This is a genomic window from Mesorhizobium sp. M0960 (assembly GCF_040319055.1).
GTDB lineage: Bacteria > Pseudomonadota > Alphaproteobacteria > Rhizobiales > Rhizobiaceae > Mesorhizobium.
Genome location: NZ_JAMYNN010000014.1, coordinates 41837 through 65240, shown reverse-complemented (window position 1 = coordinate 65240; position 23404 = coordinate 41837). Strand labels below are relative to the sequence as shown.

Sequence of the window (23404 nt, the reverse complement as noted above, 5' to 3'; positions counted from 1 at the left end):
CGGCCTGAATTGCACGTTTTCCGGGATTCAAGTGCCGGTCCTGGCTTCTCGCTTCAGCCGTTCGATCGCCATCAGCACCCGTTCCGGCGTGGCAGGCGGGTCAAGGCGCGGGCAGATCTTGTGGCCAGCAACGCTCGCCACCGCATCCGACAGCGCATGCAGCACCGACATTGCGAGCGGAAAGGGCGGCTCGCCGACCGCCTTGGAGCGGTGCACCGTCGGCTCGCCTGCTTCCGCCCAGTCGGCCAACGTGATGTTGAAAATCTTCGGCCGGTCCGAAGCGAGCGGGATCTTGTAGGTCGACGGCGCATGGGTGCGCAGCCGCCCCTTGTCGTCCCACCACAGTTCCTCCGTGGTCAGCCAGCCCATGCCCTGGATGAAGCCGCCCTCGATCTGGCCGAGGTCGATGGCGCGGTTCAGCGAACGCCCGGTTTCGTGCAGAATATCGGTGCGCTCGACGACATATTCGCCGGTCAGCGTGTCGACCGAAACTTCCGAGCAAGCCGCGCCATAGGCGAAATAATAGAAGGGGCGACCCTCGCCCTTGTCGCGGTCCCAATGGATTTTCGGCGTCTTGTAAAAGCCAGCCGCCGAAAGCTGGATGCGCGCCATATAGGCCTGCCTGACGAGATCGGCGAAGGCGATCTCCTGGTTACCGATGCGCACCCGGTTTGGCAGGAATAGCACCTGGTCGCGCGGCACCTGGAATTTCTCGGCGGCGAAATTGGTCAGCCGGTCCTTGATCTGGCGGGCGGCGTTCTGCGCCGCCATGCCGTTGAGGTCGGAGCCGGAAGACGCGGCAGTGGCCGAGGTGTTCGGCACCTTGCCGGTCGTCGTCGCGGTGATCTTGACCTGATCGAGGTCGATCTGGAACTCTTCCGCCACGACCTGCGCCACCTTGACATAGAGGCCCTGCCCCATCTCGGTGCCGCCGTGGTTCAGATGCACCGAACCGTCGGTATAGACATGCACCAGCGCGCCGGCCTGGTTGTAGTGGGTGGCGGTGAACGAGATGCCGAACTTGACTGGCGTCAGCGCCAGTCCGCGCTTGATGAAGCGGCTGTTGGCATTGAAAGCATCGATGGTGCGGCGGCGCCTCGCATAGTCGGAACTCGCCTCCAGCTCGGCGACGATGCGGTGGATGATGTTGTCCTCGACCGTCTGGTGATAGGGCGTGATGTTGCGGTCGCTGGTGCCGTAGAAATTCTTCTTGCGGATTTCGAGCGGGTCCTTGCCGACGGCAAACGCGACTTCGTCGATGACGCGCTCGGCGCCGACCATGCCTTGCGGGCCGCCGAAGCCGCGAAAGGCAGTGTTCGATACCGTGTTGGTGTAGAGCGGCGCCGATTGCGCGTGCACCGCCGGCCAGAAATAGGTGTTGTCACAATGGAACAGCGCGCGGTCAGTGACCGGGCCGGAGAGGTCGGCCGAGAAGCCGCAGCGCGCCGCGAACATGAAATCTACGCCCAGAATATTGCCCTGGTCGTCGAAGCCGACCTCGTAGTCGACGAGGAAATCGTGGCGTTTGCCGGTGGCGATCATGTCGTCGTCGCGGTCGGGCCGGATTTTCACGGCCCGATGATGTTTCTTCGCGGCGATAGCGGCCAATGCCGCAAACTGATTGCCTTGCGTTTCCTTACCGCCGAAAGCGCCGCCCATCCGGCGGATTTCCACCGTCACCGCATGGCTCGGCACACCCAGCGCATGGCTGACCATGTGCTGGATTTCGCTCGGGTGCTGGGTCGAGGAATAGATGGTGACGTCGTGGTCCTCGCCAGGGATGGCCAAGGCGATATGACCCTCGAGATAGAAATGCTCCTGGCCGCCGATGCGCATCTGCCCTTTCAGCCGGCGTGGCGCTGCCTTGATCGCAGCCGCTGCATCACCGCGCTTCAGGGTCAGCGGCGGCGTGACCAGCTTGTCTTTCCGGGGATCGAGCTCGCCAATATCGGCGACGAACGGCAATTCCTTGTATTCGACCTTGGCCAGCCTCGTCGCCCGGCGCGCCTGCTCGCGGGTTTCGGCGATGACGCAGAAGATCGGCTGGCCGAAGAATTGCACCTTGCCGTCGGCCAGCACCGGCTCGTCGTGGCGGCCGGTCGGCGAAATATCGTTTTCGCCGGGCACGTCGCTCGCCGTCAGCACGTCGATGACGCCGGGTGCGGCGCGGACCCCCGACAGGTCCATGCTGGTGACGGTGGCATGCGTCGCCGCCGAAAGCCCAAGACAGCCGTGCAGCGTGCCGGCCGGTTCCGGCATGTCGTCGATATAGACGGCCGTGCCACTGACATGCTTGTGCGCGGAATCATGGCGCTGATCGGTGGCGACGCCGCCGGCGATTTTTTGCGCCTTCAAGTTCGGAGTGGCGTGCTTGTTCATCATGCCGCCTCGTGCCGTGATACCTGGATCGGCGCCCGGGTGCCCATGGTTTCGGCAAAGAAGCGCAGCAGCAGGTTGCGCGCCGCCAGCGCCCGGTATTCGGCGCTTGCCCGCATGTCGGTCAGCGGGGTGAAATCGCCGGCGTACGCGGCCATCGCCGCCTCGACCGTCGCTTCCGTCCAGGGCTTGCCAAGCAATGCCTTTTCTACGCCAAAGGCGCGCTTCGGCGTTGCCGCCATGCCGCCATAGGCGATGCGTATCTCCGCCACCGTGCCGTCCGCGGCCAGCGTCAGGAAAAACGCGCCTAGCGCTGCGGTGATGTCTTCGTCGCGGCGCTTGGTGATCTTGTAGACGGCAAATTTCGTCTCGCTGCCCGGCAGCGGAACATGCACGGCCTCGACGAATTCGCCGGGCTGCCGGTCCTGTCGGCCATAGGCGATGAAAAAATCTTCGAGTGGGATCGTCCGCCGCTTGTGGCCGCGACGCAGCGTCATGCGGGCACCGAGTGCGATCAGCGGCGGCGGCGTGTCGCCAATCGGCGAACCGTTAGCGATATTGCCGCCGATGGTGCCCATGTTGCGCACCTGATCGCCGCCGATGCGATCGAACAGCGGGCCTAGCGCCGGGATGCATTTTGCCAGCGTCGAGAAGGCTTCGCTATAGGTGACACCGGCGCCGATCGAGATGACGCCCTTGTCCTCGGACATCCCGCACAGACCATCGAGATTGCCGATGAAAACCGCCGGCGAAATATCGCGCATGTGCTTGGTCACCCAAAGGCCGACATCGGTCGAACCGGCGACGATAGTGGCGCCCGGCTCCTCGACCAGCACGCTGGCGAGATCGTCGGCATTGGCCGGCACGATCAGCCGCTTGTTGCCGGAGCCGATCTCAATGCGCGAACCGTCCTTCATCGCGTCGAGCTTGGCCGTGACTGCCTTGCGCTCGGCCGCCAACGGATCCTTTGCCGCCTTGCCGTAGCTGGAGATGGCACGTGCGGCGCGCATGATCGCCTCGTAGCCGGTGCAGCGGCAGAGATTGCCTTGCAGTGCCTTTTCGATGGCGGCGTCCGACGGCTCCGGCGACCGCATCCACAGCGCATAAAGCGACATGACGAAACCCGGCGTGCAGAAGCCGCATTGCGAGCCGTGGAAATCGATCATCGCCTGCTGCACGGGGTGCAGTTTTCCTGCGTCGCCGCGCAGATGCTCGATGGTCACGACATGCGTGCCGTCTAGCGAGCCAAGGAAGCGGATACAGGCATTGACGCTTTCATAGACCAGTGTTCCACCGGAGAGCCTGCCGACCAGCACCGTGCAGGCGCCGCAGTCGCCCTCGGCGCAACCTTCCTTGGTGCCGCGCAGCGAGCGGTCGAGCCGCAGCCAGTCGAGCAGTGTCTGGTCGGGTGCAACCGTGCCGAGCGCGACGTCCTCGCCATTGAGGATGAACCGGATTTCGTTGCGTGTCTTGATCCCGGCCATCTCAGCTTCCCCGGTAGGTCGAATAGCCGTACGGCGACAGAAGCAGCGGCACATGATAGTGCATCGGCTCGGCCATACCGAAGCGGATGGGCACATGGTCGAGGAAGGCCGGTTCCGGCAGTTTTGTCCCCTGCCGGCGCAGATAATCGCCGGCCGCAAAGACCAATTCGTATTCGCCGGTACGGAACTCCGCGCCGGCAAGCAACGGAGCATCGCAACGGCCGTCATCATTGGTGACGACCGTTTTCAGATGCGTCCGGGCCTGGCCGTCAAGATGATAGAGCTCAATCGACAGACCGGCCGCCGGTTTGCCGGCCGCGGTGTCGAGGACATGGGTCGTCAGGCGCCCGCCTTCGGCTTTCGACGTTTCCGCCACTGGCTGCTCCATTCCCTGCACAGTCGAACACTATTCATGAATTGTGCGCCAATTAAAGGCGATGCATAAGTCCCGGTCGAGCGGAGCGCGACAAAAACACTTTCAAAAATTTCGGGGGAATGCGCAGGCACTCCTTTCGACTATCCTGATCACAATTTCCGGCAGGAGCGAGAATGCGTTACGAACGAGACATGCGCGGCTACGGAGCCAATCCGCCGGATCCGAAATGGCCCGGCGGGGCGCATGTCGCGGTCCAGTTCGTCGTCAATTACGAAGAGGGCGGCGAGAATTGCGTCCTGCACGGCGACAAGGCCTCGGAGGCTTTCCTGTCGGAGATCGTCGGCGCCGCGCCCTGGCCCGGCCAGCGCCACTGGAACATGGAATCGATCTACGAATACGGCGCCCGCGCCGGCTTCTGGCGATTGCTGCGCCTGTTCAGCGCGGCACAGGTGCCGGTCACCTGCTACGGCGTCGCCACGGCCCTGGCGCGCTCGCCCGACCAGGTCGCAGCGATGCAGGAGGCCGGCTGGGAGATCGCCTCGCACGGGCTGAAATGGATCGACTACCGCGACCACGCGCCAGAAGACGAGCGCCGCGACATGGAAGCGGCGATACGGCTGCATTATGAGGTGACAGGCGCGCGGCCGACCGGCTGGTACACCGGCCGCACGTCGATCAACACGGTGCGTCTGGCGGCGGAAGAAGGCGGCTTCGACTATGTGTCGGACACCTATGACGACGAACTGCCCTACTGGTTCGAGCATGTGACACCGAACGGGTCGGCGAAGCCGCAGCTAGTCATCCCCTATACGCTCGACGCCAACGACATGCGCTTTGCCACGCCGCAGGGCTTCAACTCCGGCGACCAGTTCTTTGCCTATCTCAGGGATAGTTTCGACACGCTCTATGCCGAGGGCAAGGCAGGGCGGCCGCGCATGATGAATATCGGCCTGCACTGCCGCCTGGTTGGGCGGCCGGGCCGGGTCGCGGCACTGAAGCGCTTCATCGACTACGTCAAATCACACGACAAGGTCTGGCTGGCACGGCGCATCGACATTGCAAAACATTGGCAGGAGACGCATCCGTTCCGGTTGCCGGCATTGCGCCCGTCGAAAATGGAATTCGAGGCCTTCGTCCACGCATTCGGCGGCGTCTTCGAACATTCGCCGTGGATTGCCGAGCGCGCCTACGAGTTGGAACTCGGCCCGGCGCATGACAGTGCCGGCGGCCTGCACAACGCGCTCTGCCGCGTCTTTCGCGCGGCCAGCGAGGCCGAGCGGCTTTCCGTGCTCAATGCCCACCCCGACCTTGCCGGAAAACTGGCGCAGGCCAAGCGGCTAACCGCGGAATCCTCCAGGGAACAGGCTTCGGCCGGGCTAGACGCGCTGACCGACAACGAGCGCGAGCTGTTCGCAAAGCTCAATGCCGCCTACGTCACCGGTTTCGGTTTCCCGTTCATCATTGCGGTGAAGGGCAAGACCAAGGAGGACATCCTGGCCGAGTTCGAAACGCGTATCGGCAACAGCCGCGATGTCGAATTCGAAACCGCCTGCAGACAGGTCGAGCGCATCGCGCTGCTTCGTCTCAAGGACATGCTTCCACAATAGGCTTTGGCTGCCGCGATGGGCCCTGGCTTCCGCAACAGGCTTGAATTTATGGATATGATGAAAATGGCCGAGCGAACCTATTATGCGCCGCAGGGCGGACATCCCGGCCAGAGTGAATTGCTGACCGGACGCGCCGTGTTCACACAGGCCTATGCCGTAATCCCCAAAGGCGTGATGCAGGACATCGTCACCAGCGCCTTGCCGTTCTGGGATGGGACACGGGTCTGGGTGCTGTCGCGGCCGCTGTCGGGTTTTGCCGAGACGTTTTCGCAATACATCGTCGAGCTCGCGCCCGGCGGCGGCAGCGACCGGCCAGAACCGGATGATGATGCCGAGGGCGCGATATTCGTGGTTGAAGGCGAGCTGAGCGTGTCGCTAGCCGGAAAGAAGCATGTGCTCAGGCCGGGCGGGTTCGCGTTTCTGCCGCCAGCGAGCGGGTGGACGGTGCGCAACGAAAGCGGCGCTGCCGTCCGCTTCCACTGGATCCGAAAGGCTTACGATGCGGTCGACGGCATCGAGCTGCCGCAAGCGTTCTTCGCCAACGAACAGGATATCGTACCGACGCCGATGCCAGGTACCGAAGGCAGCTGGGCAACAACGCGCTTCGTCGATCCTGAAGACATCCGCCACGACATGCATGTCACCATCGTGACGCTCGAGCCGGGCGCGGTCATTCCCTTCGCCGAGACGCATGTCATGGAGCACGGGCTTTATGTGCTGGAGGGCAAGGCGGTCTACCGTCTCAACCAGGACTGGGTCGAAGTCGAGGCCGGCGACTATATGTGGCTGCGCGCCTTCTGCCCGCAGGCTTGTTATGCCGGCGGGCCAGGCAAATTCCGCTACCTCCTCTACAAGGACGTGAACCGCCACGCCAAGCTCGGCGGTGTGGGCATCGAGGGTCGCGCGCGGTGATCCGCATCGTCGCGCGGCCGCTGACCCGCGAGAATTTCGCCGAATTCGGCGACGTCATCGATATGGGCGGCGACAACCATTATCCGATCAATGGCGGCAAGGCCGAGCGCTATCACGATCTCGCCACCGCTGAAGCACGAGGGCCGAATGCGCACGTGCTGATCTCGATGGTGCGTGGCACGCCCTATGAGCTGCCGTTGAAGCTTACCATGGTCGAGCGCCATCCGTTTGGCAGCCAGGCCTTCATTCCGCTGTCACCACGGCCGTTCCTGGTCATCGTCTGCCATGACGGCGAGGAAGGCCCGGGCGAGCCGCATGCGTTCATCACCGCGCCCGGGCAAGGCGTCAACTATCCGCGCAATTTGTGGCACGGCGTGCTGACGCCGATCGGCGAGCCCCAGGACTTCCTGGTCGTCGACCGGGGCGGCGACGGCTCCAACCTCGAAGAGTGCCACTTCTCGCACGCCTATGAGATTCATCTTCCCGATGGAGCCGGTGATGGCTGACATTTCGCTGATCGACCGCCTGCTCGACGTCATAGAGCACGACATCGTGCCGAAGACGGCGAAGGGTGTCGCGCATGGCAACAAGTTGTTCGGCGCGGCGATCCTGCGCAAGGACGACAGCTCGCTGGTGCTTGCCGAAACCAACAATGAGACGGAAAACCCGCTGTGGCACGGCGAGGTGCATTGCCTGAAGCGCTTCTACGAAATGCCGAAGGCCGAGCGCGTCGACACCGCGGATGCCATCTTTCTCGCCACGCACGAACCTTGCTCGCTCTGCCTGTCGGCGATCACCTGGACCGGCTTCGACAATTTCTACTATCTGTTCAGCCACGAGGATTCGCGCGACAGTTTCGCTATCCCGCACGATTTGAAGATCCTGAAAGAGGTCTTCACCCTCGATCCCGGCGGCTACAATGCCGAGAATGCCTATTGGAAGAGCTTTTCGATCCGCAGACTGGTACGATCGCTGTCGGGGCCTGAGCGCGAGCGGCTGGAAGCGCGGATCAGCGCCATCTCGGCAATCTACGACGAACTGTCCGGCGCTTACCAGGCGAGCAAGGCCGAAAACGACATCCCGTTGAATTGACGCGGATTGACCAGCCGAATTCGTTGGCTGGCCCACGACGACATCCTGCGGACTCCATCATCTGGCGCTCCTGGAGTCTGCTCGCATGAAAATCGTCACTGAATTCCCACGAAAGATCGTCGAATTTCCGGATATGGGGATCGTCATGCCGGACGGCTGCCGGCTGTCGGCGCGGGTGTGGATGCCGGCCGATGCCGCCGACGATCCGGTGCCGGCAATCCTCGAACATCTGCCCTATCGCAAGCGCGACGGCACGATCTATCGTGATCAGCTGACGCATCCCTATTTCGCAGGCCACGGCTACGCCTCGATCCGCGTCGACATGCGCGGCAACGGCGATTCCGAAGGGCTGATGGACGATGAATATTCCGAGCAGGAATTGCAGGACGCTTGCGACGTCATAGCCTGGGCGGCGGCGCAGCCCTGGTGCAACGGCAATGTCGGCATGATGGGCATTTCGTGGGGCGGCTTCAACTGCCTGCAGGTAGCAGCCAAGCAGCCGGCGGCGCTGAAGGCGGTTATCAGTCTCTGTTCGACAGTCGACCGCTACGCCGACGACATCCACTACAAGGGCGGCTGCCTGCTGATCGAGAATTTCGGCTGGGCTTCGACCATGCTGTCCTATTCGTCGCGGCCGCCGGATCCGTTGCTGGCCGGCGACAACAGATGGCGCGAGCTGTGGCTGACCCGGCTGGAGAACCAGCCCTTCCTGGCGCCGCTGTGGTTGAAGCACCAGCATCGCGACGCCTATTGGAAGCGCGGCTCGATCTGCGAGGACTATTCCGCCATTCATGCCGCGGTGCTGTCGATCGGCGGCTGGCATGACGGTTATCGCAATACGATTTCCCATCTCGCCGCCAATATCGAGGCGCCGGTCAAGGGCATCGTCGGCCCGTGGATCCACAAATACCCGCATTACGCCGCGCCCGAACCGCGCATCGGCTTCCTGCAGGAGGCGTTGCGCTGGTGGGACCGCTGGCTGAAGGACCTCGACACCGGCGTAGAGGCCGACCCGGCCTACCGCGCCTATGTGATGGACAGCGTGCGTCCGGCGCGCTGGCATCCCGAGCGGCCGGGCCGCTGGGTCGCTGAAACGGAATGGCCGTCACCCAACATCAAGACGCAAGAGGTTGAGCTTATCGCTGAAGGCAACCACGCTATCGTCACTTCGCCGCAAAGCTGCGGCCTTGCCGGTGGCGAATATTTCCCCTTCACCTTTGGACCGGAACTGCCGGGTGACCAGCGCACCGACGATGCGCTGTCGGTGTGCTTCGACCAGCCGGTGCTGACCGAAGCGGTCGACATCGTCGGTGCTCCCGAAGTTGTGGTCAGGGTCTCGTCGGACCGGCGCCAGGCGAACATCGCGGTTCGGCTGTGCGACGTCCATCCGGACGGAGCGTCGGAGTTGATCTCCTACGGCGTGCTCAACCTGACGCATCGCAACTCGCACGAATTTCCCGAAGCGCTGGTGCCCGGCGAAACCGTCAGCGCCCGGGTGGTCCTCGACCAATGCGCCTATCGCGTGCCGGCCGGCCACCGCTTGCGTGTTGCCATCTCCAACAGCTATTGGCCGATGATCTGGCCGTCGCCGGAGCCGGTCCGGCTGGAATTGTCGGCCGCGACATTGATGCTGCCGCTGCGCCCGCTGGCGCCAGGTGACGAAGTGGTCTTCCCCGCTCCCGAGGGCGCCACGCCCTGGGCAACCGAAACGGTCCGCGCCGCCAATTCCGAGCGTCATGTCGATCGCGACGAAAAGACCGGAATGATCACGCTTTCTATCGTCGACGATTTCGGTGAGGTGCGCGACCTGGAGCATGGCCTCGCCCACGGGAGCATCGCCAGAGAGACATGGGCGATCCGTCCTGACAATCCGCTGTCAGCCTTGGGCAAGACGCATTGGACCCAGACGCTGTCGCGAAATGAATGGTCGGTGCGCACCGAAACCTTCGCCGAAATGCGCTCCGACGCGCAAAGCTTCATGGTTAGCGCCAGAATTGAAGCCTATGAAGGCGAGAAACTGGTCTTCGAGCGCGACTTCGAGGAGAATATCCCGCGGGTACTGCTTTGAGCGCTTATAGCGATTGGTCCAATTGCGACGCACGATTTACGCCACGGCATGTCGCATTCGGTCTTGCTTACCCCTTTCCCTTACGGTCATTATTCTCCCGATTGAAATGAGAAAAAACGACCATAAGGTCGACCAACAGAGTGAGGAACTCAACATGTCGAACGAACTGGAATATCTGAGCCGGCGCGTTGCGTCCGGCAAGCTGAGCCGTCGCGATTTTCTCGGCCGGGCGGCAGCGCTCGGCGTCACCGCAACCTTCGCCAATTCGCTGCTTTCCAGCGCTTCCCGCGCGGCGGGTCCGGTCAAGGGCGGCACGCTCAAGGCCGGCCTCGTCGGTGGCGAATCCACCAACAGCCTCGATCCGGCGCTGTTCATGACGCAGGTGCCGTTCGCCTTCGGCAAGATGTGGGGCGAACTGATCGTCGAGCTGTCTCCCGAAGGCAAGCTCGAGAACCGCATTGCCGAGGAGATCGGCTCGTCGGACGACGCCAAGACCTGGACGCTGAAGATCCGCGACGGCGTCGAGTTCCACAACGGCAAGAAAGTGACTGCAGAGGACGTGGCCGCCACCCTCGAACGCCATTCGGACGAGAAGTCGAAATCCGGCGCGCTCGGCTATATGAAAGGCATCGAGAGCATCAAGGCCAGCGGCAAGGAAGTGGTGCTGACGCTGAAGGAGCCGAATGCCGATCTTCCCTATCTGCTTAGCGACTATCACCTGATCATCCAGCCGAACGGCGGCAAAGACAAGGCCGATGCCGGCATCTCGGCGGGTCCTTACAAGGTCACCACCAACGAGCCCGGCGTGCGCCATGGCGGCGAGCGCTTCGCCAACTACTGGCAGGGCGACAAGATGGGCCATGCCGACCAGATCGAGATCATCGTCATCAACGACGCCACGGCGCGTACGGCGGCCCTGCAGGGCGGCCAGGTCCACATGATCAACCGCGTCGAGCCGAAGATCGTCGACCTGATCAAGCGTGTGCCCGGCGTCACCATCCGCAACCATTCGGGACCCGGCCACTACGTCTTCATCATGCACTGCAACACCGCGCCGTTCGACAACAACGATTTGCGCATGGCGCTGAAGCTGGCGATCGACCGCGAGGAGATGCTGAACAAGGTGCTGCGTGGCTATGGCTCGCTCGGCAACGACTTCCCGATCAATGCATCGTACCCGCTATTCACCGAGATCGAGCAGCGCAAATACGATCCCGACAAGGCCAAGTTCCACTACAAGAAGTCGGGCCATGACGGTGCCGTCCTGCTCCGGACGTCGGACGTCGCCTTCCCCGGTGCCGTCGATGCCGCACAGCTGTTCCAGCAAAGCGCGGCCAAGGCCGGCATCAAGCTGGAGATCAAGCGCGAACCGGGCGACGGCTACTGGTCGGAAGTCTGGAACAAGCAGCCCTTCTGCGCCTCCTACTGGGGCGGCCGGTCGACGCAGGACCAGATGTACTCGACTGCCTATCTGTCGACGGCTGACTGGAACGACACACGGTTCAAGCGTCCGGATTTCGACAAGATGGTGCTGGCGGCTCGCGCCGAGCTCGACGAGGCCAAGCGCAAGGCAATGTACCACGACATGGCTGTGATGGTGCGCGACGAGGGCGGCCTGATCCTGCCGATGTTCAATCAGTTCATCGACGCGACGGGCGCCAAGGTTGCCGGCTGGGTGGATGATCCGCATCAGGAGTTGATGAACGGATATGCTCTCGCGAAGTGCTGGCTCGAAGCCTGAGCCCGGCCTTGCGGATATGTCCTCACCCATCGTGAAACTGGTGGCCCAGCGCATTGCGCTGGGCATCATCCTTCTATTGGCCGTTTCGGTCCTGATCTTCGCCGGCACCCAGATCCTGCCCGGCGATGTTGCGCAAGCCATTCTCGGGCAGTCGGCGACACCGGAGTCGCTCGCCAATCTGCGCGAACAGCTCGGGCTCAACGATCCGGCTTACATCCGTTATTTTCGCTGGCTCGGCGGCATTCTGACCGGTGATCTCGGCACGGCTATGTCGAGCGGTCAGGATATCGCAACCTCTATCAAGGGAAGGCTGTGGAACACGCTGTTCCTCGCCTTCTGGGCGGCGGTCGTCGCGGTGCCGCTAGCGATCATCCTCGGGCTGATCGCGGTGCGCTACCGCAATGGCTGGGTCGACAAGCTGATCTCGGGACTGGCGCTGGCCTCGACGTCCTTCCCGGAATTCTTCGTCGGCTATGTGCTCGTCTTTTTCTTCGCGGTGCAACATCAATGGTTTCCCGCCATTTCCACCGTCTATGACGGAATGCCGTTCGGCGAGCGCATCCAGGCCATAGCACTGCCGGCGGCGGCGCTGACCTTGGTGGTGCTCGCCCATATGATGCGCATGACGCGCGCCGCGATCCTCAATGTCATGCAGTCGGCCTATGTCGAAACCGCCGAACTCAAGGGGCTTTCGGCCTTCGCCGTCATCCGCAGGCATGCCTTCCCCAATGCGATTGCGCCGATCATCAACGTCGTCATGCTCAATCTCGCCTACCTCATCGTCGGCGTCGTCGTTGTCGAAGTGATCTTCGTCTATCCAGGCATGGGACAATACCTCGTCGACCACGTCACCAAGCGCGACGTGCCGGTGGTTCAGGCGGTTGGGCTGATCTTCGCCGCCGTCTACATCAGCCTGAACATCATCGCGGACATAGCGGCGATAGTCGCCAATCCGCGCCTTAGACATCCGAAATGAAGGGGTCGGGTATGCTCGTCATCAAACGCATCCCCATCCCGGCATTGATCGGCATTGTGCTGACGGCGCTGTTCGTTCTGGCGGCGATTTTTGCACCGTGGATCGCGCCGCATGGCAATGCCGAGATCGTCAGCGACGTCCCTTGGGAACCGATGTCGGCGGCGCATTGGCTGGGCACCGACAATCTGGGCCGCGATCTGTTGTCGCGCATGATCTATGGCGCCCGCATCACCCTGTTCATCGCGGTGCTGGCGACCGCGCTATCGTTCTCGCTCGGCGCCATACTCGGCTTCTCGGCGGCGGTTTTCGGCGGCTGGTTCGACACGCTTCTGTCGCGTCTCGTCGATCTCCTGATGTCGATCCCGACGCTGATCATGGCCCTTGTCGTGCTTTCGGTGCTGCCATCCAATCTGGTGACGCTGATCCTGGTCATGGGCGTTCTGGATTCGACCCGCGTCTACCGCCTGTCGAGGGCGGTCGCCGTCGACATCAACGTCATGGATTACGTCGAGGCGGCCAAATTGCGCGGCGAAGGCAGCGGCTGGATCATCTTCCGCGAAATCCTGCCCAATGCGCTGTCGCCGCTGGTTTCGGAACTCGGCCTGCGCTTCATCTATGCCGTGCTGTTCCTGTCGACGCTGTCCTTCCTTGGGCTTGGCGTACAGCCGCCGGACGCCGATTGGGGCGGTATGGTCAAGGAAAACAAGGATGGTATCGTCTTCGGCATAGGCGCCGCCCTCATTCCGGCGGCGGCGATCGCAGCGCTAGCGATTTCCGTCAACCTCGTCGCCGACTGGGTGCTCAACCGCACGACAAGCCTGAAGGGAGGACGCGGGTAATGGCTGACAAGCAACCTAAGCCCGGGCAACCGAGGTCCGGCGTGCTGCTCGACATCCGCAATCTGCGCATCGAGGCCACGGTATATCCGCCGGGCGAGGCGCCGAAGAACATCGTGCTGGTGCACGATGTCTCGCTGACGCTCGAAAAGGGCAAGGTGCTCGGATTGATCGGCGAGTCCGGCGCCGGCAAATCGACCATCGGCCTGTCGTCGATGGGCTACGGCCGCGGCGGCGTGCGCATCACCGGCGGCAAGGTCATCCTCAATGGCCGCGACATCCTGAAGGGCGGCAACGAAGGGTTCCGCAAATTGCGCGGCCGCGAGGTCTGCTATGTCGCGCAATCGGCGGCAGCTGCCTTCAACCCGGCGCACAGGCTGATGGACCAGGTGGTCGAGGCAGCACTGCTGCACGGCACGGCGACGCGGGCCGAAGCCGAAAAGCGCGCCGTGGCGCTGTTCAAGAAGCTCAGCCTGCCGAACCCCGAAAGCATCGGCGAGCGCTTCCCCCACCAGGTGTCGGGCGGTCAGCTGCAGCGCGTGATGACGGCAATGGCGCTGTGCTCGGAGCCCGACCTGATCGTCTTCGACGAGCCGACCACGGCGCTCGACGTGACGACGCAGATCGACGTCTTGGCGGCGATCAAGGATGCCATCCGCGACACGCATGTCGCGGCGCTCTACATCACCCACGATCTTGCCGTCGTCGCCCAGGTATCGGACGAGATCATGGTGCTGCGCCACGGCCGGCTGGTCGAATGGGGCGGCACGCGCCAGATCATCAAGGAGCCGCGCCAAGAATACACCAACGCGCTGGTTTCAGTGCATGAGATCGAACATCAGGAGCAGAAGCCCGGCACGAGCCCGTTCCTGTCGGTCAAGAACATCACCGCCGCCTATGGCCGCAGCCACATCAAGGTGTTGAAGAACGTCTCGGTCGATATTTTCCCGGGCCAGACGCTGGCGGTGGTCGGCGAGTCCGGCTCCGGCAAATCGACGCTGGCGCGCGCCATCACCGGCCTCTTGCCGCCCGAACAAGGCACCGTCACCTTCGACGGGCGGCCGCTCGCCAACCGGCTTGCCGACCGGCCGAAAGAGGATCTGCGCCAATTGCAGATGATCTACCAGATGGCCGATGTGGCGATGAACCCGCGCCAGACGGTCGGCACCATCATCGGCCGGCCGCTGGAATTCTATTTTGGGATGCGCGGGCGCGAGCGCGACAAACGCGTCGCCGAACTGCTCGACAAGATTGAAATGGGCAAAGGCTATATCGACCGCTATCCGGCCGAGCTTTCGGGCGGCCAGAAGCAGCGCGTCTGCATCGCCCGCTCGCTCGCCGCCAAGCCGAAGCTGATCATCTGCGACGAGGTGACCTCGGCGCTCGACCCGCTGGTCGCCCATGGCATACTGGAGCTGCTGCTCGGGCTGCAGAAAGAGGAAAACGTCGCCTATCTGTTCATCACCCACGACCTGGCCACGGTCAAGTCGATCGCCGATTCAATCGCGGTGATGTATCGCGGCGAGGTGGTGCGCTACGGCGCCAAGAGCACCGTGCTGACGCCACCCTTCGATGCCTACACCGATCTTTTGCTGTCGTCGGTGCCCGAAATGGAGATCGGCTGGCTGGAAAAGGCGATCAAGGGACGGCGCATGGCCAGCGCGGGAAATTAGACACTCCCGTGGCGCTCAAGACAAAACTTTTGGTCATCATCCTCGACGGCGTGCCTTACCGGAACTGGCGGCGGCTGATGGGCAATCTCGAAGGCTGGGTGCAATCAGGCGAAGCCCGCGTATGGAAAATGCGCTCCGTCCTGCCGTCGACCTCGGCATCCTGCTACGCCTCGATCCACACCGGCGTGCCGCCCCAAGTGCACGGTATCCTGTCGAACGAGAACCGGTTTCGCGTCGAACAGCCTGATATTTTTTCCGAAGTCAGCAGGGCCGGCGGCAAGACGGGTGCGGTCACCCATTCCTACTGGTCCGAATTCTTCCGGGCCTATCCGTTCGACCTGGTCGAGGACATGGCGTTCGACGAGCCGGGCGGGCCGATCGGCCACGGCCGGTTCCACACCATGACCGGCTATAATGCCAGGAACCAGATGACGCCGAGCGACGTCGACCTGTTCGCTACCTTGACCATGCTGACCAGGCGCTACGGCATCGACTACGGCATCCTGCACAGCTGCACGCTGGACTCGATGGGCCACCGCTTCGGCCATGACTGCCATGAGATGGATCATGCCGTCTATGCAATGGACGCCATGCTCGCCGGCTTCCTGCCGCGCTGGCGCGAGGCCGGCTACGAGGTGATCGTCACCGCCGATCATGGCCAGACCGATCGCGGCCATCATGGCGGCCACGACGAGGAGATGCAGGATTTCGCACTTTACTACTTCGGATCCGGCGAGGGTCCGGAAGCCAAGACGCTGCTCGATCAGCTGCAGCTCGCGCCAACGGTGCTTGCGCGCCTCGGCGTGCCGGTGCCGGCGACGATGAAGGCAAAGCCATTTCTCGACTGATTGGTGCCTGGCCTGCTTTGCTTGCGGAGAACATAAAGCCGGTCGAAATGCGCGACGCCAAATGGAGGCCAGATACAGGAGTCAAAGTTCGAGACAGACCTTGCCAAAATGCTTTTGGGACTCGTAGTGCTTGAAGGCATTGGCGATCTCCTGCAGGGGAAAACCGCGGTCGATCGCAGGGTTCAAACGGTTGGCCTCTATGGCACGGATCATGTCGTTCTGGTCTGCCCTGCTGCCAATCGAGATTCCGCTGATCCTGATCTGATTGGAAAACAGGGCCGGGATCGAAACTTGCCCGGCAAAACCAGTCAAGACACCGATCAGTGCGATGTGGCCGCCCATCCTGCAAGCTGTTATCGACTGCGCCAATGTGCCGGGCCCGCCAACCTCGATCACATGATCGACGCCGCGTCCGTCCGTCAATACCCTTGCCTTCTGGCCCCAATCCGGCACCGCCTTGTAATTGACGACAATGTCGGCTCCAAATCGCTTTAACTTTTCCAGCTTCTCCTCCGATGAGGAGGTGGCAATAACCCGAGCGCCTGCAATTTTTGCGAATTGCAGCGCGAACAGCGATACACTTCCCGTGCCAAGGACCAGCACCGTATCACCAGGCTTCACCTGGCCGCACACCATCAGGGCTTTCCAGGCGGTGACGCCGGCACAAGTAAGCGTTGCCGCCTCCACATGCGTGAAGTCTGCCGGTGCCCTTGTGAAGGCATGCCAGGGCATGCACACATCCTCGCGGGCATAGCCGTCAACATCATCTCCCAATTCGCCCTTCTTATTGGCTGGCGTCGGTTCGCCTGCCAGCCAATGGGGCCAATAGGTGCTGACGACGGCATCTCCGACCTTGAATTCTTGGACATCGTCTGAGACCGCAACCACCTCTCCGGCGCCATCGGACAGCGGGATACGGCCATCGGCGCACGGTTTCTTTCCCAGCGCCACCATACTGTCGTGGAAATTCAACGAACACGCTCGTATCCTGACAAGCAACTCACCCGGCCCTGGTTCTGGGCAATCTTCCTCGACCAGCTTGAGATTTTCCAAGCCTCCCGGCGCTTTCAGCCTAATCAATCTCATGGAAAGCTCCTTCCGACCGCGCAAGGCTTCATGCGCCCCACCACTCGCGTGGACGCTTGACCGCGGCGAACACCGCCATGGGCGACTGATCCACGAGAATCGCGGCCGCAAAGCTGTTGTTGGTCATAACATTTCGTTTCTTCAGGCTGGATTGCCATTTGCGATCGGGACCTTAGTCGCCCGGCAGCGGACTGTTGAGTTACAAAACTGTCGGGAATCCCTGCACGGCGATGGCGTCCAATTACGCCTCGCCCGAGGCTGAACGACTGCACCTTACCCGATGGTTATGAGCCGCCTTGTGGCCGCCGTCATTGCGAGCCTGACGGCCGAGACAGTATCGCTAAAAAGGGGGAGAACGGTACACTCTGGCAACCTCTCCGCTCTTCGGTTAGCCTCCGCAAATATCCGGCGGAGGCGGTGAACCCTTTTTGGGCCGATCAGCGACAGATGCCCGAAGTGGAGATCGGCGGGCTGGAGAAGGCGATCAAGGGACGGCGGATGGCAAGCGCGGGAAATTGAGCACCTAGGGATTCCCTCGCGTCACGGGAAATGCCGAGGATCGGTGCGCGGATCACGTGCGAGAACGGGTACTTTCGGGAGGTCACGTCGCGGCGAGCTTTGCGAGCCGGCGATAATCGCAATCCACCAGATTGGGGAGGCGCTGAAGTTCCTCGACATCAAACCACCGGATCTCGGTGTGTTCCTCGCAAATGTTGCTTGGATCCCCGCCTTCCCAGCCGATGACCTTGAAAACGTGGTGCAACGCCTTCCCATAGAGCTCGGGATGGCGCTCTCCAATGCACCGCATCCAACCGAAATCTGTTGGCGTCACTCCAATTTCTTCCTGAATCTCGCGAACGAGTGCCTCTTCCAGCGTCTCTCCGGCTTCAACGCGGCCGCCGATCGTGTCCCAATGCCCAGGCCACGCGCTCTTCCAGGTAGCGCGAAGACCCATCAAGACCTTCCGGTCGTGGTACACCAGCAATGCACCGACCGTAACTGTGGGATTCCTGATCATTTGCGGAGCGTATTCACTGCAGCGATGTTTGCAAAGGCGGCGTCTTCCCTCCCCCGCAGGGAGAAGGAGAAAGCGCACCTCTGGCAACCTCTCCGCTCTTCGGCTAGCCTCCGCAAATATCCGGCGGAGGCGGTGAACCTTTTTGGGCCGATCAGCGACAGAGCAGGCAGGAGCCAGGCGGCTCGACCGGCGATGACGGCCGCGGAGACCGATCGCGCGCTCGTCGAGCGGGTCGCGAAGGGCGACCGTGCCGCCGTGCGGCTCCTGTTCATGCGCCACCACGCGCGAGTCTACCGCTTCGTGGCACGCCAGACGGGATCGGAACTGATGGCCGACGATATCGCGAACGAGGTGTTCCTCGAACTCTGGCGGCAGGCGCCGGCCTTCGAGGGGCGCTCGGAGGTCTCGACATGGCTGCTCGGCATTGCCCGCTTCAAGGCGCTGTCCCTGCTGCGCAAGAAGAAGGAAGACTGGATCGACGACGATGACGCGGCCCAGGTCGCCGACGGTGCCGACACGCCGGAAGTCGTGACGATGAAGGAAGACAAGGCCGCTGCCTTGCGACGCTTCATCGATGCCATGCCGGAAGAGCATCGCACGGTGATCGACCTTGCCTATTATCACGGGCAATCGGTGAGCGAGATCGGCGAGGTGCTCGGTATTCCGGTCGCCACGGTCAAGACCAGGATGTTCTACGCCCGCAAGAAACTCGGCGAAGCTCTCAGGGCCGCCGGTTACGACAGGGGGTGGCCATGAGCGCCGCTGAAAAAATGTCACGCCGCGACGAAATGGAAATGCTGCTGCCGTTTTATCTGAACGGCTCGCTGGAAGGCGCCGAGCTGGAAGCCATCGAGGAATGGCTGGAGAGCGATCCGGCGGCGATGGCCGCGCTTGGCGAGGCCGAGGCCGAATTCTCAGGCACTGCTGCCGCAAACGAGGCAATCCGCCCGCCGGCCGATGCGCTCAGCCGCTTTGCCAAGGCGCTCGACGCCGAGGCCGGCCCGGCCCGCGCGCCGGCGGCGTCGCCCTGGCTGGCGCAGGCCTGGAGCCGCTTCATGGCGGTGCCGGCCGGCGTCGCCTGGGCCGCGGCCGCGGTGCTGCTGGCCCTGGTCGTCGCGCAATCCTTTGTCCAGACCGGCAGCAGAGGTGGCGACTTCGAGATTGCCGGATCGGCAGACGATCTGGCCAAAATGCCGTTTGCACTGGTGAAGTTCAAACCGGATGCGAAGCTGTCCGATATCGTCGCTTTTCTCGACCAGAACCAGTTGAAGATCGCTGGCGGGCCGACCGCCGACGGTGTCTTCCGCCTCGGCGTTCCGGCCAAGACCGCCGCCGACTATCAGAAGCTGCTTGGCCTTATTGCCGCCCAGCCTTTCACCGAAGCTGCCCTGGAGGGAAGGAAACCGGCTGATGGCGGCTAAGGCGGTCATTCGATTGACGGCGGCGATGACAATCTTCGCCACGTCCGCGATGGCGCAGACCAACGACCCGAACCTCACCCAGGCGGAGATCGACTGCCTGAACCGGGCAAGTGCCGCCGGCACCGACTGCGCCAAGGACGGCGACGACGGGAAGGATAGCGGCGGCAAAACGCCGGCTAAGGCTTCAACGGTGAGTGCCGTGTTTCTTCCCGCGCTGATCGTCGACTTGTTCCCCAATCCTGCCCTAGTCACCGAGGCGCCGATACCTCCCGGCAATACTGCGGCCCCGCCGACCGCTCCGCCTTCGGGCCTGCCGGCAATACCGGCGGCCGCGCCGGGCGGTCCGGTCGTAGCGCCCACCGATCTTGTCGCAACCGAGCCGCCGCGCGCCGTGATCGGCGATTTCGTGCCCGACGAGGTGCTGGTCACGGTCAATGGCGATGCCGGCGCGGTCCAGCAGATCGCCGCCTCGTTCGGCCTCGAAATACGCTCGCAGCGGCAGTCGCGGCTGCTCGGCAACACGCTGGTGCGCTTCGGCATTCCCGATGGCCGCCCAGTCGGCGTCGTGCTGGCGCAGCTTGCCGCCGACGGCCGCACTTTGCGGCGTGAGGCCAACCACGTCTATTCGCTGCAGCAGGCGGCCAGCATCGTCAATTATGCGTTCGAGCGCATCGCGCTCGACGCCAAGGAAGCCAGCGGCGAGAATGTCCGCGTCGGCGTCATCGACACCGGCATCGACGACAGCAATCCCGCGCTCTCCGGTGTCATCGCCGAGCAGTTCGATGCCATGCCCGACGTGCCGATCAAGGCGCGCGACCACGGTACTTCGGTCGATGGACTGATCGCCGGCACCGGCGCGTTCAAAGGCATGGCGCCGGGCGCCAGGATCTATCACGCCCGCGCCTTCGAGGGCGGCAAGTCGACCATGGACGTCATCCTTTCGGCGCTCGACTGGGCGGCGGAGCAGGATGTCCGTATCATCAATATGAGCTTCGTCGGCCCGAAGAACGACCTGCTCGGCATCGCCTGCCGCAATGCGCGCGCGCTCGGCATCGTGCTGGTCGCGGCCGCCGGCAATAACGGGCCGAAGGCGCCCTATGGTTATCCGGCCGCCTTCGACGGCGTGATCGCGGTGACGGCCACCGATGCCAAGGACGGGCTGATGCCGCAGGCCAATCGCGGCGCCTACGTCTTCATCTCCGCTCCCGGCGTCGAGATGGTGGCGCCAAGCGGCGCCGGCTCGGATGTGGTGACCGGGACGTCCTTTGCAGCGGCGATCGTGACCGGCGCGGTCGCCAACCTGTTGCATGCCGCGCCCGACCGTTCGGCCGACTGGGTCGAGAAAGCACTGGCCGCCACGGCAAAGGATCTCGGCCCCAAGGGGCGGGACAATGATTTCGGCTTTGGGCTGCTGGACACCAAGGCGGCCGAGGCGGCCAAGGACTAAGTCTCGTGTTTGAACCGAGCCGTCTCATAACGCTGTCGCGAAACTTGTCTCACGCCGTGCTATAATGACCAAGCCAACCTGCACTACGCCGCCGTAGGGAAAATGCTTCACCGCTGCGGGCGCACAGAATGTAGACCTGTGGTCGCCAGTCCGGATCAGAAATAAAAACGACAGGGAGGATGACGTGTCCCTCGACGCCAGTGGCTTCGATCAAGCAGTTGAAGAATACCACCTGGCTCTGGATGAGTTCATGAAAGGAAACCCCGCGCCAGCGAAGAAGCTCTTTTCCCAACGAGACGATGTAACACTGGGCAATCCCTTTGGCCCTTTCGCTTATGGATGGAAGCAGGTCGTTGAGACGATGGAGCAAGCGGCATCGAACTACAGGGACGGCGACGCTAGCGGCTTCGAGAACATAGCGAAGTGTGTGACGTCTGAGCTGGCATACATCGTCGAAGTGGAGCGGCTCAGGTCCAAGGTTGGCGGTCGGAGCGATGTCACGCCTCTTGCGTTACGCGCGACGAGCGTCTTTCGCCCAGAAGATGGTCTGTGGAAGATTGTGCATCGTCATGCCGATCCGATAACGACGGCTCAGCCGGCCGATTCGGTACTCCGCCGATAGCGGTTGTGGTATTGGGGAAGCGATCGATCTCCTTTGCTGCTGCAGCGCGGCTATTCTTCAGTCCGTTTTCTGCTAAGGGTTGGCCAGCGTCATCGGGCTCGCAGGGTCGGACGGCCGCTCTGGGTCGAACTCGGTCGCCGGGAGTGATCGAGTTTTGACCTTTACATCGGCGCGCCGGCCCTGGATGCCCTGACCACTGGTCGAACGGCCAGACCTCGCCGCGCGCGGCCTGCTCCGGCCAGAGATTCGCGACGCCAGCCGTTCGGCAATGCGCGCCGGCCAGGCGGATCGACTACGATGGCTTAAGTCGCGTTTTGCCGAGGACGCGCCAGAAAATAGAATGCGGCGATGTGCGTTATCATCAGCAGCGGTACGTAGATGATCGGGATCGCGTAGGTTGCGCCCAGTTCCCCCGCGCGTGCAGGAAGGCCGATCTGAATGGCGTGGTAATAGTCGACGATGAGGTCGACCGTCCCGACGACGTTGAAGGCGACGACCAACGGCCAGAAGAGCGGGCGTATCCTCACTGTGAGCAGCGCCAGCATGGCCAGCACGCCAGTCGCGAAATCGCCGTAGGCGGCAAACACGGCGAAATCGGCGGGCAGATTGGGGCTTACGACGCCTGGAACCATGAAGACGAGCCCGAAGAAGCGGAAGCTGTGCAGCGTAGCGATAGCACGTTGCGCTGCGACCCGGTCCATCGACATGAGCCACGGCAAACCGTATGCGCCGAAGCAAAGCAGCCACGCGACGTAGCCGAGAACAAGATGGGTTTGGAACACTATTTCCGTGGACATTTGGCCTTCTCTCAACAGTTGGTTCACGCGCCTTTAAGCCCGCTACCGCAATTCGACTATCCGGTGTAATCACAACAACCTATGAAGCAGAACTACACAGTCCGACATGGTGCGCTGGAGGGCGTCGAGGCGTTCCTGGCCGTCGCCAGGCGCCGCAACTTCCGCCGTGCCGCCGCCGATCTGGGCGTGACGCCGTCCGCCGTGAGCCAAGCGGTGCGCGCGCTGGAGGCCCGTCTGGGCACGGCGCTGTTCGTCCGCACGACGCGGAGCGTTGGTTTGACCGAGCCTGGCCAGCGGTTCCTAGACCGTGCCGGCCCGGCATTCGAAGAGCTTGTTGCGGCCGGCGAGGCCGCCCGCGATATCGGCCAACGGCCGACCGGTCTGCTACGGCTCTCTGTGCCCCGCGCCATCGTGCCGCTGATGTTGGAGCCGGTGCTCGCGTCGTTCTGCCAAGCCTATCCTGAGATCGAACTGGAGATCGCCGTGAGCGACCAGATGGTCGATCTGGCGACCGGCGGGTTCGATGCCGGCATCCGCCTCGGCCAGCTCATCGCCGCCGACATGGTCGCGGTGCGGCTGACAGCGCCGTTCTCGTTCGTGGTCGTCGGCAGCCCTGATTATCTCGAGCACCACGGCCGTCCCGAGCGTGTCGACGACTTGCGCCACCATGCCTGCTTACGCTTGCGCCGCTCGAATGGCGCTATCGCGCCCTGGTCCTTCGTCGACGGCAATGGCGCGATCGAAGCGATCGTCTCAGGCCCGCTGATCGCGCACGACTATTCGACATTGGTCGGGGCTGCGACGCGGGGCGTTGGGCTGGCGCAGACACCGCGACCACTCGCCGAAGGTCTGATAGAAGAAGGAAAACTCAAGTCGGTGCTGGACAGCATCGCCACGACGACGCCGGGTGTCTTCCTCTATCATCCAGGCAAGCGCCAAGTCCTGCCGAAGCTGCGCGCCTTCATCGATCACCTCAAATCTGCGGCCTGAGATCAGGACGCACTCGCTGGTGCTGGCCAACAGC

21 protein-coding genes are annotated in these 23404 nt (G+C 62.9%); 15 read left to right on the top strand and 6 right to left on the bottom strand.

All coding sequences use genetic code 11. The features are described from left to right. Positions 1-27 precede the first annotated feature (27 nt). Genes xdhB through uraH form a run of 3 tightly spaced genes read right to left on the bottom strand, consistent with a single transcriptional unit; the run spans position 28 to position 4236 of the window. Entirely contained in the window at positions 28-2379 is a 2352-nt protein-coding gene (gene xdhB, locus NKH63_RS22635) for a xanthine dehydrogenase molybdopterin binding subunit (protein WP_352918870.1), read from the bottom strand. Continuing rightward, positions 2379-3860, bottom strand: coding sequence for a xanthine dehydrogenase small subunit (gene xdhA / locus NKH63_RS22630; protein WP_352484368.1), 1482 nt, complete (start codon positions 3858-3860; stop codon positions 2379-2381). Before xdhA ends, xdhB begins: the two co-directional genes overlap by 1 nt. Position 3861: 1 nt before the next feature. Continuing rightward, positions 3862-4236 carry a hydroxyisourate hydrolase gene (gene uraH, locus NKH63_RS22625; RefSeq protein ID WP_023676223.1) on the bottom strand — a complete coding sequence of 125 codons (375 nt, stop codon included), beginning with the start codon at positions 4234-4236 and terminating at the stop codon, positions 3862-3864. A 173-nt stretch (positions 4237-4409) separates the two neighbouring features. On the opposite strand from uraH, the gene puuE reads away from it, so the two are divergent. From puuE to NKH63_RS22575, 10 genes are all read left to right on the top strand, one after another. Beyond that, positions 4410-5843: an allantoinase PuuE gene (puuE, locus tag NKH63_RS22620; protein WP_023718080.1), complete on the top strand. Its 1434-nt coding sequence runs from the start codon at positions 4410-4412 to the stop codon at positions 5841-5843. A gap of 63 nt (positions 5844-5906) precedes the next feature. Beyond that, positions 5907-6755, top strand: a complete 849-nt coding sequence (locus NKH63_RS22615) for a bifunctional allantoicase/(S)-ureidoglycine aminohydrolase (protein WP_502896354.1) — start codon at positions 5907-5909, stop codon at positions 6753-6755. Beyond that, a complete protein-coding gene (locus NKH63_RS22610) occupies positions 6752-7261 on the top strand; it encodes an ureidoglycolate lyase (RefSeq protein WP_352918822.1) in 510 nt (169 codons plus the stop codon). The genes NKH63_RS22615 and NKH63_RS22610 overlap by 4 nt, the downstream gene beginning before the upstream one ends. Beyond that, the gene (locus tag NKH63_RS22605) at positions 7254-7847 is read left to right on the top strand and encodes a nucleoside deaminase (RefSeq protein ID WP_023718083.1); all 594 of its coding nucleotides are present in this window, start codon (positions 7254-7256) and stop codon (positions 7845-7847) included. The genes NKH63_RS22610 and NKH63_RS22605 overlap by 8 nt, the downstream gene beginning before the upstream one ends. A gap of 85 nt (positions 7848-7932) precedes the next feature. Beyond that, positions 7933-9915: a CocE/NonD family hydrolase gene (locus NKH63_RS22600; protein WP_352918820.1), complete on the top strand. Its 1983-nt coding sequence runs from the start codon at positions 7933-7935 to the stop codon at positions 9913-9915. 154 nt (positions 9916-10069) lie between these two features. Continuing rightward, on the top strand, positions 10070-11656 hold the full coding sequence (locus NKH63_RS22595; RefSeq protein WP_352464554.1) for an ABC transporter substrate-binding protein: 1587 nt from the start codon (positions 10070-10072) through the stop codon (positions 11654-11656). Between the two features lie 16 nt (positions 11657-11672). Then, positions 11673-12632, top strand: a complete 960-nt coding sequence (locus NKH63_RS22590; protein WP_023718086.1) for an ABC transporter permease — start codon at positions 11673-11675, stop codon at positions 12630-12632. 11 nt (positions 12633-12643) lie between these two features. Beyond that, a complete protein-coding gene (locus NKH63_RS22585) occupies positions 12644-13471 on the top strand; it encodes an ABC transporter permease (RefSeq protein ID WP_023718087.1) in 828 nt (275 codons plus the stop codon). Beyond that, complete coding sequence (locus tag NKH63_RS22580; protein ID WP_352918818.1) at positions 13471-15141, top strand: ABC transporter ATP-binding protein; 1671 nt, start codon at positions 13471-13473, stop codon at positions 15139-15141. The genes NKH63_RS22585 and NKH63_RS22580 overlap by 1 nt, the downstream gene beginning before the upstream one ends. An 8-nt stretch (positions 15142-15149) precedes the next feature. After that, positions 15150-15989, top strand: coding sequence for an alkaline phosphatase family protein (locus NKH63_RS22575; protein ID WP_352918815.1), 840 nt, complete (start codon positions 15150-15152; stop codon positions 15987-15989). Positions 15990-16070: 81 nt separating this feature from the next. On the opposite strand, the gene NKH63_RS22570 is transcribed toward NKH63_RS22575, so the two are convergent. Together NKH63_RS22570 and NKH63_RS22565 are read right to left on the bottom strand one after the other, a co-directional pair. Further along, positions 16071-17075, bottom strand: coding sequence for a zinc-dependent alcohol dehydrogenase family protein (locus NKH63_RS22570; protein WP_352918813.1), 1005 nt, complete (start codon positions 17073-17075; stop codon positions 16071-16073). A 601-nt stretch (positions 17076-17676) separates the two neighbouring features. Further along, positions 17677-18093 (bottom strand): NUDIX hydrolase, encoded by a 417-nt coding sequence (locus NKH63_RS22565; protein ID WP_352918811.1) that lies wholly within the window; start codon positions 18091-18093, stop codon positions 17677-17679. 192 nt (positions 18094-18285) lie between these two features. Here NKH63_RS22565 and NKH63_RS22560 point away from each other — a divergent pair, with 192 nt between their 5' ends. The 4 genes from NKH63_RS22560 to NKH63_RS22545 all read left to right on the top strand — a co-directional run bounded on the left by NKH63_RS22560 (position 18286) and on the right by NKH63_RS22545 (position 21583). After that, the gene (locus NKH63_RS22560) at positions 18286-18849 is read left to right on the top strand and encodes a sigma-70 family RNA polymerase sigma factor (protein WP_352918809.1); all 564 of its coding nucleotides are present in this window, start codon (positions 18286-18288) and stop codon (positions 18847-18849) included. Then, positions 18846-19514 carry an anti-sigma factor gene (locus tag NKH63_RS22555; protein ID WP_352918807.1) on the top strand — a complete coding sequence of 223 codons (669 nt, stop codon included), beginning with the start codon at positions 18846-18848 and terminating at the stop codon, positions 19512-19514. Before NKH63_RS22560 ends, NKH63_RS22555 begins: the two co-directional genes overlap by 4 nt. Continuing rightward, entirely contained in the window at positions 19504-20961 is a 1458-nt protein-coding gene (locus tag NKH63_RS22550; RefSeq protein ID WP_352918805.1) for a S8 family serine peptidase, read from the top strand. The genes NKH63_RS22555 and NKH63_RS22550 overlap by 11 nt, the downstream gene beginning before the upstream one ends. 184 nt (positions 20962-21145) lie before the next feature. Beyond that, positions 21146-21583 (top strand): YybH family protein, encoded by a 438-nt coding sequence (locus NKH63_RS22545; RefSeq protein ID WP_352918804.1) that lies wholly within the window; start codon positions 21146-21148, stop codon positions 21581-21583. 302 nt (positions 21584-21885) lie between these two features. Here the strand turns inward: NKH63_RS22545 and NKH63_RS22540 are convergent, their stop codons facing one another. Further along, on the bottom strand, positions 21886-22380 hold the full coding sequence (locus NKH63_RS22540; protein WP_352918802.1) for a DUF8737 domain-containing protein: 495 nt from the start codon (positions 22378-22380) through the stop codon (positions 21886-21888). An 81-nt stretch (positions 22381-22461) separates the two neighbouring features. On the opposite strand from NKH63_RS22540, the gene NKH63_RS22535 reads away from it, so the two are divergent. Continuing rightward, positions 22462-23370: a LysR family transcriptional regulator gene (locus NKH63_RS22535; RefSeq protein ID WP_352847749.1), complete on the top strand. Its 909-nt coding sequence runs from the start codon at positions 22462-22464 to the stop codon at positions 23368-23370. Positions 23371-23404 lie beyond the last annotated feature (34 nt).

Bases quoted from the DNA above. Each gene is read 5' to 3' on its own strand.
- xdhB (WP_352918870.1), bottom strand. From the start codon at position 2,379: ATGAACAAGCACGCCACTCCGAACTTGAAGGCGCAAAAAATCGCCGGC.
- xdhA (WP_352484368.1), bottom strand. From the start codon at position 3,860: ATGGCCGGGATCAAGACACGCAACGAAATCCGGTTCATCCTCAATGGC.
- puuE (WP_023718080.1), top strand. From the start codon at position 4,410: ATGCGTTACGAACGAGACATGCGCGGCTACGGAGCCAATCCGCCGGAT.
- NKH63_RS22615 (WP_502896354.1), top strand. From the start codon at position 5,907: ATGGCCGAGCGAACCTATTATGCGCCGCAGGGCGGACATCCCGGCCAG.
- NKH63_RS22605 (WP_023718083.1), top strand. From the start codon at position 7,254: ATGGCTGACATTTCGCTGATCGACCGCCTGCTCGACGTCATAGAGCAC.
- NKH63_RS22600 (WP_352918820.1), top strand. From the start codon at position 7,933: ATGAAAATCGTCACTGAATTCCCACGAAAGATCGTCGAATTTCCGGAT.
- NKH63_RS22595 (WP_352464554.1), top strand. From the start codon at position 10,070: ATGTCGAACGAACTGGAATATCTGAGCCGGCGCGTTGCGTCCGGCAAG.
- NKH63_RS22590 (WP_023718086.1), top strand. From the start codon at position 11,673: ATGTCCTCACCCATCGTGAAACTGGTGGCCCAGCGCATTGCGCTGGGC.
- NKH63_RS22585 (WP_023718087.1), top strand. From the start codon at position 12,644: ATGCTCGTCATCAAACGCATCCCCATCCCGGCATTGATCGGCATTGTG.
- NKH63_RS22580 (WP_352918818.1), top strand. From the start codon at position 13,471: ATGGCTGACAAGCAACCTAAGCCCGGGCAACCGAGGTCCGGCGTGCTG.
- NKH63_RS22570 (WP_352918813.1), bottom strand. From the start codon at position 17,075: ATGAGATTGATTAGGCTGAAAGCGCCGGGAGGCTTGGAAAATCTCAAG.
- NKH63_RS22565 (WP_352918811.1), bottom strand. From the start codon at position 18,093: ATGATCAGGAATCCCACAGTTACGGTCGGTGCATTGCTGGTGTACCAC.
- NKH63_RS22560 (WP_352918809.1), top strand. From the start codon at position 18,286: ATGACGGCCGCGGAGACCGATCGCGCGCTCGTCGAGCGGGTCGCGAAG.
- NKH63_RS22555 (WP_352918807.1), top strand. From the start codon at position 18,846: ATGAGCGCCGCTGAAAAAATGTCACGCCGCGACGAAATGGAAATGCTG.
- NKH63_RS22550 (WP_352918805.1), top strand. From the start codon at position 19,504: ATGGCGGCTAAGGCGGTCATTCGATTGACGGCGGCGATGACAATCTTC.
- NKH63_RS22540 (WP_352918802.1), bottom strand. From the start codon at position 22,380: ATGTCCACGGAAATAGTGTTCCAAACCCATCTTGTTCTCGGCTACGTC.
- NKH63_RS22535 (WP_352847749.1), top strand. From the start codon at position 22,462: ATGAAGCAGAACTACACAGTCCGACATGGTGCGCTGGAGGGCGTCGAG.